Genomic DNA, 12,479 nt, shown 5'->3' on the forward strand with positions numbered 1-12,479 from the left:
GTTTTCATGGACAGGGTCATGGACATCGTTTAGTGGTCGCGCTCGATCATATAGTGGGCAAGGTCGGCCAGCGGTGCGCCTTGCTCGCCAAGCGGGGCGAGGGCGGCAATGGCCTCTTCGATAAGCATATTTGCTTTGTGCTGTGCGCCGGAAAGTCCCAGTAAGCTTGGGTAAGTCGGCTTGGCACGTGCAGCATCAGCGCCAGAGATTTTACCCAGTGTGACGGTATCGCCCGTCACATCAAGGACATCGTCATGAATCTGGAAGGCTAGACCAATGGCGCGGGCGTAGCGAATCAGAGCGGCAAGCCGGGGGTCGTTTTCATCCACTACGACTAAGCCGCCTAAGCGCACTGCGGCCACAATCAGCGCGCCGGTTTTGTGGGCGTGCATATGAGCTAAGGCATTCACGTCCGGATGGCCCCCCACGGCGGCTAAGTCTAGCGCTTGGCCTGCGACCATACCTGCCCGGCCAGAGGCAACGGCCAGCGTGGTGACCATGCTGCTAAGCCGTGGATGGGGCTGGCTGGCAAGTACCTCAAAGGCCAGTGCTTGCAGTGCGTCTCCCGCTAAAATCGCGGTGGCTTCATCGAACGCTTTATGTACGGTGGGTTGGCCGCGACGCAGGTCGTCATCGTCCATGGCAGGCAGATCGTCATGAATCAATGAGTACGCATGAATCAGCTCAATGGCTGCTGCAGGGGCGTCCAACGCGTCGTCCCGCGCCCCTAGCGCGTTACCTGCGAGATATACCAGCAGTGGCCGCAGGCGCTTACCACCTACCAGTAGGCCGTGACGCATAGCGGCTTCCAGGCGTGGCGCGACGGCTGGTTGGGAGTCAAACAAGGCTGAAAGTGTGGCATCCACCCGTGCGTTACTCGCATGGCGCAGCGTCGCCAGTTGAGAAGCATTAGCCGTCGTTACCATGGCGGCGTTTCCTCGCTGTCGTTGCCGTGATTAGTGGCATTGTCCGTTTCTGGCACCGTCGCGAAAGAGGTAACGTCAAGCTTACCATCGCGGTCTTCACTTAATGCGCGAACTTTTAATTCGGCGTTGTCGAGCCGCTGCTGGGCTTCACGCGTGAGTCGCACGCCTTGTTCAAACGCGGTCAGAGCGTTCTCCAATGAGAGTTCGCCGGACTCAAGGCGTTCCACAATGGTTTCAAGCTGTGAAACCGTTGCGGCGAAATCTTGCGCTGGTGGAGTGTTATCGCTCATTGGGTAAGGCCTACTATTTTGCTGGCGCCCTGACGCTGATTACGGGCGGCGAATGTGACGATAGCCGTGTTATCAAAAAATAAACGCCCAGTATACACCGAGCTAAGGGGGTGGCGTCTGCCCTCATCCTGGGTCAATTCTGCTACTTGCGTCTGGTTCATCTTGTAAACGCACACTTTTCATCATCTCAAGACGCCGAGAGCGGCAGTGATTGTGCTACCATATGGGCCTTCCGTGAACCGATACACGGCGCATGCCGCCGACCATAGAGGTTGATTCAGCCATGGCCAAAACGTCCCTGGACAAGAGCAAGATCAAGATCCTGCTGCTCGAGGGCGTCCACCAAAGCGCGGTGGACAATTTTCACAACGCAGGTTACGAGAACATCGAGCACCTGCCGACATCGCTAGATGAAGCGTCGCTGATCGAAAAGATTCGTGATGTGCACTTCATCGGCATTCGCTCGCGTACGCAGCTCAATGAGCGCGTATTTGACGCGGCAGAAAAGCTGGTGGGCGTTGGCTGTTTCTGTATCGGAACGAACCAGGTTGACTTGACGGCAGCCCTTAAACGCGGCATCGCGGTGTTTAACGCGCCGTACTCCAATACCCGTTCGGTCGCAGAGTTAGTGCTGGCGGAAGCCATCATGCTACTACGTGGTATCCCCGAGAAGAATGCTCGCGCCCACCAAGGCGGCTGGCTGAAATCGGCGAAAAACTCCCACGAAGCTCGGGGCAAAACCCTGGGTATCGTTGGTTACGGTAGCATCGGTGCGCAGCTTTCAGTGCTGGCAGAATCGCTTGGTTTCAACGTTATCTATTACGATGTGATCACCAAGCTAGGCATGGGGAACGCGAATCAGGTAGCGAGCCTGGAGCAGCTGTTAGCACGCTCTGACGTGGTCAGCCTACACGTTCCTGACTTGCCTGCTACGCGCTGGATGATTGGCGAGAAAGAGATCGCAGCCATGAAACAGGGTGCCATCCTGATTAACGCAGCTCGTGGTAGCGTTGTTGAGATTGAACCACTGGCAGAAGCGATTAAAGCTGGCAAGCTGAACGGTGCCGCTATTGATGTCTTCCCGGTAGAGCCGAAAGGCAATGATGAAGAGTTCCAAAGCCCGCTACGCGGCCTGGATAACGTGATTTTAACGCCCCATATCGGTGGTTCTACCCTGGAAGCTCAGGAGAATATCGGTATTGAAGTGGCTGAAAAACTGATTACTTATTCAGATAATGGCACCACGGTTACCTCTGTTAACTTCCCAGAAGTAGCGCTGCCTGCTCACCCGGATAAGCATCGTCTGTTGCACATTCATGACAACGTGCCTGGCGTGTTATCGCAAATTAACCGCGTACTATCTGAAAACGGCATCAACATTTCAGGTCAGTACCTGCAAACCAATGACAAAGTGGGCTACGTGGTCATTGATGTCGATAAAGCCTACGGCCCACAGGCCCTAGAAGCATTGAAACAAGTTGAGCACACGCTGAAAATTCGCGTGCTGTACTCGGCGCATAACAGCTAAACACTGCTGTCAGCGTGATCATCTATAACGGCCCCACTTTCGGGGCCGTTATAGGTTTCAGGGCTGAGGTTGCGCTAGGCTAGGTCAAACAACAGCACTTCGGCTGCTTGTCCGCCTGCCACGCTAAACGTCTCACCCGGTTGAAAGGCAGCGGCATCTCCAGAGCTAAGAGTTTCGCCGTTAACGTCGATCGTGCCTTTCACCACATGCAGCCAGGCATAGCGTGACGGTGGGGCCGCCGCCTGCTCGCCAGCGTCGAACAAGCCAGCGTAAAGGTTAACGTCTTGGTTAACGCTCACCGACCCTTCGCGACCATCTTGAGAAGCGACTAAGCGCCACTGGCCTTGGCGTTCAGCGGTTGGAAAGGCTTTCTGCTCATAGCTAGGGGCAATGCCGCGTTTGGCAGGCTCGATCCAAATCTGCAGGAAATGCAGCCCGTTCTCTTTTGAATGATTAAACTCGCTGTGCAATACGCCAGTACCTGCGGACATACGCTGTACATCGCCCGGGCGCATGACTTCACCGTTACCCATATTATCGCGATGCTCCATTTCCCCTTCCAGCACATAGGAGATGATCTCCATATCCTGGTGAGGGTGGGCGCCAAAGCCATTGCCAGGGGTTACCCTGTCTTCATTAATTACCCGCAGCGCTCGGAATCCCATATGGTTAGGATCCACATAGTTGGCGAACGAAAAGGTGTGGAAAGAGCGCAGCCAGCCGTGGTCGGCATAGCCTCGCTCGTTAGAACGACGGATGTGCATGGTGTTCTCCGAAAGCGTCGTAAGGAATAACACCAATATACGCCCGCTCGCCTGGCGCGTGGGGTGAAGCTTTTTAGATGATCAGATCGAATAAATCGACGATTGATCAGCGCCCCCCTAGCCATCGTTAGGCAGAGCAGCACTTTGCCTGAATTGTTTGCTAAACTATGCGCGTTTATTTACCCGGTCCGCCCTTTGCGAGGGCGACTACCAGGAGTATTCCATGACGGAAACCACCCAAATGCCGCCCATTGTGGTCGCGGCACTGTATAAGTTTGTCACTCTGAACGACTTTGAAGCACTGCGTGAGCCACTGCGCCAGACGATGATCGATAACGGCGTCAAAGGCACGCTGCTGCTGGCCAAAGAAGGTATTAACGGCACCGTGGCGGGTACCCGAGAGGGCATTGATGCCCTGCTGGCCTGGCTGACCGCCGACCCTCGCTTAAGCGATATTGACCATAAAGAGTCCTACTGTGACGAAACGCCGTTTTACCGTACTAAGGTGAAACTGAAAAAAGAGATCGTCACCCTGGGCGTGCCGGATATTGATCCTAACGACACCGTTGGCACCTACGTGGAGCCGGAAGATTGGAATGACGTGATTTCCGACCCGGACGTGCTGGTGATTGATACCCGCAATGATTACGAAGTGGCGATTGGTAGCTTTGAGCGGGCGATTGACCCGAAAACGACCACCTTCCGTGAGTTTCCTGAGTACGTGCGTGAGCACTACAACCCGGAAAAGCACAAAAAAGTCGCGATGTTCTGCACCGGCGGTATTCGCTGTGAAAAGGCCTCCAGCTTTATGCTAAAAGAGGGCTTTGAAGAGGTCTATCATCTTAAAGGCGGTGTGCTGAACTACCTCGAAAAGGTGCCGGAAGAGCAGTCTTTATGGCGTGGTGAGTGTTTCGTGTTTGATAACCGCGTCACCGTGCGTCACGACCTTAGCGAAGGTGATCATGAGCAGTGCCATGCTTGCCGTATGCCTATTTCGCTTGATGATATGCAGTCGTCGGCCTACGAGCCGGGCATCAGTTGCCCTCACTGCATCGACTCACTCCCCGAAAAAACCCGTGCTGCTGCCCGAGAACGTCAACGCCAAATCGAACTGGCTAAGGCCCGCGGTGAACCCCATCCTCTAGGTTATAATCATCGCAAGGGCAACCGCGCAAACGCATAACTCACGAGGCCTCCTGCTCTTCAGGAGGCCTCTTTGGTCGTATCTCGCTAACATTAGCCTTTGTACGCGCTAGACTGAGCAACACTCGACTGTCTAGGAGCTTTCTATGCCTGCCTCTTCAGGTGCGCCACTGGCGTCTTCAGATCTTCTGCAACGCACTGATTATCACGGGGTAACGACCCTTACTTTAAACCAGCCTGAACGCTTTAATGCATTGTCTGAGGATATGTTGACGGCGCTGCAACGTGCGCTTGATGACATTGCCGAGGATGAGCATGTGCGCTGCGTGGTGTTGGCCGCGAACGGCAAGGCATTTTGCGCAGGGCATGACTTAAAGCAGATGCGTGCGAACCCTGACAAAGCCTACTACCAAACACTGTTTGCTCTCTGTGGCGCGGTGATGCAGTGCATCGTTAACTTACCTGTTCCTGTGATTGCTAAAGTTCAGGGCATTGCGACGGCCGCTGGCTGCCAGCTCGTCGCTAGCTGTGATTTGGCCGTGGCGGCTAGCAGTGCCCGTTTTGCCGTTTCAGGAATCAATGTGGGGCTTTTCTGTTCGACACCGGCGGTAGCGCTGTCGCGTAACGTATCGCGTAAACGGGCGATGGAAATGCTGTTGACCGGGGAGTTTATTAGTGCTTCTCAGGCTGCCGACTGGGGGCTTATTAACCGGGTTGCCGACGAGAGCGAACTCGATAGTGCCGTGGACGAGCTCACTGCGAGCATCTGCGCCAAGAGCGCTGTGGCGGTGCGCACTGGCAAAGCTATGTTCGCCCGCCAGCTCGCGATGCCACTAGAGGAAGCCTATGCTTTTGCTGGCGAAACCATGGCGTGCAACATGTTGGCAGACGATGCCGCTGAGGGTATTGATGCCTTCATCGCCAAGCGCCCCCCTCAGTGGCGCCATCGCTAGCAACTCTTGAGATATCATTGGTGGAATTTGTTTCCGTAAACGCGACAGCGGCCCCGCTGGCGCGTTATCCTCCCTCACTTTATGCCTTCAGGAGAGGCGCTTTCAGGAGAAAGTAAGGTGAGTGATGTAAAGCGTAGGTCAGTCGGACGTCCGGCGGGGGCCACCAAGGCGAGCGGTGGGCACAGCCAATCATTAGTACGTGGCCTCACGCTGTTAGAGCATTTGTCGGCAAGCCCATTAGGGCTGGCTTTATCGGAGTTGGCGGAAATGGCTGATCTCGCGCCATCCACCACTCACCGGTTGTTACAAGCGCTACAAAGCCAAGGGTTCGTGACGCAAGAGAGTGAGCAGGGACTTTGGCGCATTGATGTTAAAACCTTCCGCATTGGTAATAGCTTTTTAGAAGCACGTGATGTCGTCGCCCAAAGCCGGCCCTTTTTACGCCGTTTAACTGCAGAAACGGGTGAAACCGCGAATCTGGGGATTCGGGATGGTGCAACGGCGGTCTTTCTTGCCCAGCATGAGTCACCGCAGATGATGCGGATGATTACTCGTTTAGGCTCGCGGGCGCCGCTGCATGCTTCTGGGGTGGGCAAAGCCCTACTGGCTTGGATGAGCGAAGACGAGCGTATCGCGCTGCTTAAAGGTTACGACCTTGCCCGTGTGACTGAAAATACCCTGCATCAATCCGATGAGCTGTTGATCGAAATGGCGACTATTCGGACTCAGGGGTTTGCCTGCGACCGTGAGGAGCATGCGGTGGGTTTACACTGCGTGGCCGCCTGTATTCACGATGAGCATGGCACGCCGCTGGCGGCCATTTCAGTCTCTGGACCCATGGCACGTATTCCTGAAGAGCGTCTATTGGCGCTAGGTGCGTTAGTGCGCACAATTGCCGACGAAATTACTCTACAGCTGGGCGGCCAACTGCCCCGATGAGCAGTGCTTCGCGGACCAGTAGTGACTGATAAAGGCGGCACTCATTATGTTTAGCCTATTCTGGGTGGCGCTAGCGAGTGCCACCTTACTGCCTGGCGGCTCAGAGGTGTGGTTGGCAAGGCTGTGGTGTTTAGGCGAGCCTGCGCTTGGGCTGTGGCTCGTCGCAACCGTTGGCAATACGCTGGGCAGTATGATCAATGTGGCGCTGGGACGTTATGCTCGCCAGTTTCAACATCGCCGCTGGTTCCCTGCATCGCCCACTGGACTAGCGCGCGCAGAGCGTTGGTATAAACGTTTTGGTGAAGTTAGCTTGCTGCTTTCGTGGACTCCCGTTCTGGGTGATCCCCTTACTGTACTCGCAGGTATCTTTAGACTGCCCTGGTGGCGTGCGTTGCTCTGGATTGTGGTGGCTAAAGGGGCGCGCTATGCGCTGCTGTTGGCGCTAGCCCACCAATGGCTGGCGCCGCTTTGCGGATAACTCTACAGATGATGACAACTTAAGTGGCGTTGACGTAATAAATATTGACGAAGCTAGTGGCGAGCCACACCCTTTTTCTCATGTTACCCTGTTTGTCTTTTATACAAATCTTGCATCCTCGTGGAGTGCAATGTGAATAGCGTGCACTATGATGTGCATAAAACGACGTACAAAAAATGAGTTAGTAATGACATTGAGTAAAAGACTCACCCAAAGGGAGGTTTAGGTGTGACGCCATTACGTTTATTCCCCTGGCTAGGCATCTGGTTATTGATGCTATTCGCCTTTCTGACAACGCCAGCACTGGCTCAAACTACGCTAAGTGCGCAGAGCGAAGACGTCGCTAACGCAGAAGAGCAGCCCTCTTATTCGGCACTTGCCGATCTGCTGGAAGATGAGCAGGCGCGCCAAGAGCTGATTGAGTTGTTGCGAAACCAAGCGTCAGCGTTACCCAATGAGCTTACCAGTGAATTATCACCGGAGGCCGCCGCCCAGGGCAGCAACCTTGCCCCTGAGGATGTGTCGCTGCCCAGGCAGCTTGCAGAGCTAACCAGTCGTGTGGTTGGCGATGTGGGTGGACAGATAGAGCAGGCAGTGGCCGTGGTGGGCAACCTGTTTACCGGCCAAGGCGCCAGCTCGTTCGACATGGCCGCGTTTGTTAGTGCGGCAATTAATCTGGGTATCGTGATTGTTGCGACGTTCGCGATATTTTTGCTTTGCCGCCGTTTGGCTAAACCGTTATTCACTAAAATTAGCGGCTGGTCTCAACAGGGCAGCGGTTTAACGCCCGTGCTGCGTTTGGTGTTGTGTGTTGCTATTGCTGCCGTCGTAGATGTGTTGGTGGTTGCTTTTGCTTACGTTGGCGGTAACTTGTTGGCGGCATTTGCGGTGGGGGAAACTGGAGAACTCTCTACTCGTGCCTCGCTATTCCTGAACGCTTTCTTGGTTATTGAGCTGTTGAAAGCCGGTGTGCGTATGCTGTTCTCTTCCCGCTATGAAGGGCTGCGCTTGTTACCTATTTCAGCAAAAGAAGCTTCCTACTGGAATCGCTGGTTAGCGCGTTTAATTGGCATGGTCGGCTATGGCTTGATGGTGGTCGTGCCGCTGGTTAATTTCTATATCGCGGCAACCTTAGGCCAAGCCGTAGGCACCTTTATTATGTTGCTGGCCTTCATCTACGCGGTCGGCGTCGTGCTTAAAAACCGTGTACGCCTGCGTGATAATCTTAACCAGATGGCAGCGCGAGCGACGATGACCGCTAGCCGCGTGTCGCTGCGCTTATTTGCTCGAACCTGGCACTTATTCGCGTTGCTCTACTTCCTGATGGTGTTTGTGCTGACGTTGACACGCCCTGGGGATGCATTGCCGTTTGTACTGTTTGCCACATTGAAGACATTGGCAGCCGTGGTCATCGGCCTTTTGATCTCGGCGTTCCTTACGCAAACGATTGGCCGTCGTATTCAGCTATCCGATGATCTGCGTCGTAAGCTACCGATGCTGGAAGTGCGCTTAAATAGCTATGTGCCCAATGCCCTACGTGTGCTGCGTACCGTGTTATTAATAGCGGTCATTATGGTCGTCTTGGATGCCTGGGGAGTGTTTAACTTAGCGGCATGGTATGCCTCCGAACGTGGCGCGAACCTCGTCGGGAAACTTACCAGCGTCGCCATAATCTTGATCATTGCGTTCGGTGTGTGGCTGGGGCTAGCAAGCCTGATTGAGCATAAGCTCAACCCAGAAACCGGCCATGGCGAACCCTCTGCGCGTGCTAAAACGCTGTTGAGCCTGTTCCGTAATGCCTTAGTGATTGCCATGGTGACAATTACCGGCATGATCGTGTTGTCGGAAATAGGCATTAATATTGGGCCGCTCATTGCTGGTGCCGGTGTGCTGGGTTTAGCGATTGGTTTTGGTGCTCAAAAACTGGTTCAGGATGTTATTACCGGTATCTTTATTCAGGTAGAGAACGCCATGAACACCGGTGATGTGGTGACGGTAGGCGGTGTCACCGGTACTGCCGAGCGATTAAGTATTCGTTCGGTAGGGATACGTGATTTGTCTGGCACCTATCACATTGTGCCGTTTTCCAGTGTTGATACTGTGTCGAACTATATGCGTGAGTTCGGTAACCACGTCGGTGAATACGGTATTGGCTATAACGAGAGCATTGACGAGGCGATTGAACAGCTGCAGTTGGCGTTCGAAGATCTGAAAGAGAGCGAAGAGCACAGCCATAAGCTGCTGGCTGACCTGACGGTCGCAGGCGTTACCGCGCTGGCCGACAGCTCTGTCAATATTCGTGTGGTGATCAAGACGACGCCGGGCGATCAGTGGGGTGTTGGTCGTGCTTATAACCGTTTAGTGAAGTTGCGCTTTGATGCAGCAGGCATCGAGATTCCATTCCCGCATACCACACTCTATTTCGGTGAAACTAAAGGTGGCAAAACACCTCCCGCTAATGTGCGCGTGTTGGACTCCACTGCTGAACGGAAAAAGGTAGAAACATCGCCAATCCGTCAGGAAAGCGAACAGCCATCCAATCAGTCAGTGCAGGCCACAAAAGAGTCTGATCATCTAAAACCTGATCATGGTGATGTTGACGGTGTGTAATAGAATGCCGGTTATTGACACGGCTAACTAAACAACAACGCCGCCCCAAGGGGCGGCGTTGTTGTTGAAACATCCGCTTTAATTCATATTCGTCAGAACGTTAGAACGCCGTACTCCGGCCGATCGTCTTCGCCGCCCAAGCGAATATTGCCGTAACGGCTGAGTGCTATCCACAGCAGGAGAATCAGCCAGAAACAGCAGCATCAATCCTGCAGAGACAAAGAAAATAGTTGGGTCTGTGCGCAGCCCCAGTTGTTGCGCGAGTTTGTCCAAGAGAAATTTCTTTTTATTGTTGGAACAGTCGCCTAGATGAGCTGTATGCCAGCTGAAATAAGACGACTTTCAGGAGTCTACAGACAACTCTTCTGCCCATGGAAGGCGGGAAATGTGGCCTTTGGATAAATTGTGCGGAGCTTAATCTACCATCAACGAAAAACTGCCGAATGTGGTCAATAAGCATCGGCAGTGTATGGCGTAAGAAGGCGTTGAAGACCGGTTTGAAAGATAGGTTTTAAAGATAGGTTGGAATGCTTTCAGCCTGGATAGTTTTCGGAATGTTGCCCTTCAAGATTGATCGACTCACCCCCATCGACAAATAGAATTTGCCCAGCAACAAAGTCATTGTCTAATAAATAGTGCAATGCTTGTACAAGGTGGGAGGGATCACCCTGGTGTTTAACGGGTATACCTTCAATTCGCCATTGAATATAGTCGCTGGTGCGTTGAGAAGCGGGCAGTACCACACCGGGAGCAATACCATTAATACGCAGGCGTGGTGCAAACTCTAGCGCTGCCATACGCGTCATATCAGCAAGGCTCTTTTTCGATAATAGATACGCGGCATACGGGTACTGGTGATAGGCCACTTTATTATCAATAATATTAATGACTTGGCCTCTGTCGACGGCGTCTGCAAAGTAACGTGTGAGCAGCAATGGTGTAAACATATTGACTCTAAACTGCGTTTCCAGCATGGCCATGTCAGTGTCTGAAATGGGAGCAGGTTCATATGCAGAGGCGCTATTAAGAAGCACGTTTAAGTTTGGGAAGTGTTGTTTGGCGGCTGTCACAAGCTCTTCGAGAGAGTCGCTTAGGAAGTTGCATGGCAGTATTTCGCAGCGCTGTCCTTTGGCGCGAATCGTCTTGGCAACGTCTTCGGCTTCACCACGTGAGTTATTCACATGTAAGGCAATATCATAGCCCTTAGCCGCTAGGGCTTCGGCGAAATAGCGTCCCAAACGTGTTGCGCCGCCAGTGATCAGTGCAGCTGATGAACTCATGCAAGTTCCCCAAGTGGATTAACGTTAGCGTTGAGTATGACTTTCTGCGTGAGCGTAGCGTTTGTCAATATCTTGTACACAGCTTGAACAAAATAGCAGGCAAGCTAATCTTACGTATCATCAATATGACCTGACAACCGCCTTCGAATTTTGACGCTAAGCGCAGGGTTTCTAGAGCAGGGTCTACAAGATTAGGATGCAGTTATGCCACTCTCATTGTTAAACACTACGCCAGATACGGCCCTCCATGAATGCTTAATCTCTCTCGGTACCAATATTGAGCCAGAACACCACTTTCACGAAGCACTGACTATTTTGCGCAGCGAGTGTGAGCTGATAGCCAGCTCAGAAGCGATTCGCACAACGCCGGTTGGCTATCAACACCAGCCGGACTTCCTGAATGCCGCGTTACTCGTGCGTACCTCCCTTGATCACGACGCTTTCCGTGCTTACTTAAAAGAGGTGGAAAACCGTCTGGGACGTGTGCGAGGTCCCATTAAATCAGGGCCTAGAACCATGGACTTGGATATTGTGGCGTGGGACGGAGACGTCATCGATGAGGGGTACTACCTGCATAGTTACGTGCGTCGCCCGGTAGATGAAGTACTTGCTGCCAGCCGCCGCACACTTAAACAACGAACATGTTCATGATTTTTGCGTCGCGGCCGATAATAGCAATGTAGCCTCCTATCCTTGGGCAGGCTGACCTTCCTCGGAGACGAGTGTTGCTAAGCCTAAACACAAATCTGATGTCCCTTATCGTGCAGAATAATCTGCGCAGCAGTCAGCAAGCGATGCAGACCGCTATGGAGCGTCTTTCTTCTGGGCTACGCATCAATAGTGCCAAGGATGATCCGGCAGGGCAGGCGATTGCCAATCGCATGGGGGCTCAGCTACGTGGCATGGAGCAAGCCATTCGCAATACCAATGATGGCATTTCCATGGCGCAAACAGCGGAAGGTTCGCTCGATCAAATTAACGATAACTTGCAACGTATTCGTGAATTGAGTGTTCAAGCGGCTAATGGCACTAACTCTTCCGATGATCTTGGTTCAATTCAAAATGAGATCGATCAGCGTCTAGAAGAGATCGATCGCCTTGCCGAGCAGAGTAATTTCAACGGCATCAAGTTGTTTGATAGTAGCAAAGCGGTAAATATTCAGGTGGGTGCTAACGATGGCGATAGCATTGCGGTGCGCTTCGCAGCCATGAATAGGCAGGCATTGGGACTGGATAGCTTTAGTGTTTTAGATGATGGCAGCGCCACGGATAACCCGCTAAAGGCGATGGATGATGCTATTCAACAGGTGGATCGCCAGCGGAGCTATTTAGGCGCGGTGCAAAATCGCTTCGAAAGTGTGATCGATGGACTCAATACCAATATTATTAATACGTCTGCTGCTCAGTCGCGAATCCAAGACGCTGATTATGCCCGTGAAGTTTCCAATCTAATTCGCGCGCAAATTCTACAGCAGGCCGGTATCGCTATCTTGGCTCAAGCCAACCAGCAGCCGCAGATGATTCTGCGCCTACTGGAAGGTCTATAACATAAGGGCTACATAAGGACT

General features: G+C 53.0%; 13 protein-coding genes. 8 read left to right on the forward strand and 5 right to left on the reverse strand.

What is annotated here, in order from left to right:
* Positions 1 to 29: 29 nt before the first annotated feature.
* Together ispA and K7H08_RS09755 are read right to left on the reverse strand one after the other, a co-directional pair.
* The gene (ispA, locus tag K7H08_RS09750) at positions 30 to 926 is read right to left on the reverse strand and encodes a (2E,6E)-farnesyl diphosphate synthase (protein WP_231657788.1); all 897 of its coding nucleotides are present in this window, start codon (positions 924 to 926) and stop codon (positions 30 to 32) included.
* On the reverse strand, positions 920 to 1,216 hold the full coding sequence (locus tag K7H08_RS09755; protein WP_038479402.1) for an exodeoxyribonuclease VII small subunit: 297 nt from the start codon (positions 1,214 to 1,216) through the stop codon (positions 920 to 922). The genes ispA and K7H08_RS09755 overlap by 7 nt, the downstream gene beginning before the upstream one ends.
* 283 nt (positions 1,217 to 1,499) lie before the next feature.
* Between K7H08_RS09755 and serA the strand changes: the two genes are divergently transcribed.
* A complete protein-coding gene (serA, locus tag K7H08_RS09760) occupies positions 1,500 to 2,744 on the forward strand; it encodes a phosphoglycerate dehydrogenase (RefSeq protein ID WP_009723168.1) in 1,245 nt (414 codons plus the stop codon).
* A 74-nt stretch (positions 2,745 to 2,818) separates the two neighbouring features.
* On the opposite strand, the gene K7H08_RS09765 is transcribed toward serA, so the two are convergent.
* On the reverse strand, positions 2,819 to 3,508 hold the full coding sequence (locus tag K7H08_RS09765; RefSeq protein WP_095603456.1) for a pirin family protein: 690 nt from the start codon (positions 3,506 to 3,508) through the stop codon (positions 2,819 to 2,821).
* Positions 3,509 to 3,731: 223 nt separating this feature from the next.
* On the opposite strand from K7H08_RS09765, the gene trhO reads away from it, so the two are divergent.
* From trhO to ybiO, 5 genes are all read left to right on the forward strand, one after another.
* Positions 3,732 to 4,691 (forward strand): oxygen-dependent tRNA uridine(34) hydroxylase TrhO, encoded by a 960-nt coding sequence (gene trhO / locus K7H08_RS09770; protein WP_038479396.1) that lies wholly within the window; start codon positions 3,732 to 3,734, stop codon positions 4,689 to 4,691.
* A 106-nt stretch (positions 4,692 to 4,797) separates the two neighbouring features.
* Complete coding sequence (locus tag K7H08_RS09775) at positions 4,798 to 5,604, forward strand: enoyl-CoA hydratase (RefSeq protein WP_231657789.1); 807 nt, start codon at positions 4,798 to 4,800, stop codon at positions 5,602 to 5,604.
* Between the two features lie 117 nt (positions 5,605 to 5,721).
* Positions 5,722 to 6,543, forward strand: coding sequence for an IclR family transcriptional regulator (locus tag K7H08_RS09780; protein ID WP_231657790.1), 822 nt, complete (start codon positions 5,722 to 5,724; stop codon positions 6,541 to 6,543).
* 46 nt (positions 6,544 to 6,589) lie between these two features.
* Positions 6,590 to 7,021: a YqaA family protein gene (locus K7H08_RS09785; RefSeq protein ID WP_231657791.1), complete on the forward strand. Its 432-nt coding sequence runs from the start codon at positions 6,590 to 6,592 to the stop codon at positions 7,019 to 7,021.
* 228 nt (positions 7,022 to 7,249) lie between these two features.
* A complete protein-coding gene (gene ybiO, locus K7H08_RS09790; protein WP_231657792.1) occupies positions 7,250 to 9,631 on the forward strand; it encodes a mechanosensitive channel protein in 2,382 nt (793 codons plus the stop codon).
* Positions 9,632 to 9,723: 92 nt separating this feature from the next.
* On the opposite strand, the gene K7H08_RS18505 is transcribed toward ybiO, so the two are convergent.
* Both K7H08_RS18505 and K7H08_RS09795 read right to left on the reverse strand, forming a co-directional pair.
* The gene (locus K7H08_RS18505; protein ID WP_442908340.1) at positions 9,724 to 9,819 is read right to left on the reverse strand and encodes a BCCT family transporter; all 96 of its coding nucleotides are present in this window, start codon (positions 9,817 to 9,819) and stop codon (positions 9,724 to 9,726) included.
* Between the two features lie 345 nt (positions 9,820 to 10,164).
* Complete coding sequence (locus tag K7H08_RS09795) at positions 10,165 to 10,911, reverse strand: SDR family oxidoreductase (protein WP_231657793.1); 747 nt, start codon at positions 10,909 to 10,911, stop codon at positions 10,165 to 10,167.
* 204 nt (positions 10,912 to 11,115) lie between these two features.
* Here K7H08_RS09795 and folK point away from each other — a divergent pair, with 204 nt between their 5' ends.
* Positions 11,116 to 11,562, forward strand: a complete 447-nt coding sequence (gene folK, locus K7H08_RS09800; protein WP_231657794.1) for a 2-amino-4-hydroxy-6-hydroxymethyldihydropteridine diphosphokinase — start codon at positions 11,116 to 11,118, stop codon at positions 11,560 to 11,562.
* Positions 11,563 to 11,636: 74 nt separating this feature from the next.
* Positions 11,637 to 12,458, forward strand: coding sequence for a flagellin N-terminal helical domain-containing protein (locus K7H08_RS09805; RefSeq protein ID WP_120387312.1), 822 nt, complete (start codon positions 11,637 to 11,639; stop codon positions 12,456 to 12,458).
* Positions 12,459 to 12,479: the final 21 nt, after the last annotated feature.

Source organism: Halomonas sp. IOP_6 (assembly GCF_021151565.1).
GTDB lineage: Bacteria > Pseudomonadota > Gammaproteobacteria > Pseudomonadales > Halomonadaceae > Vreelandella > Vreelandella alkaliphila.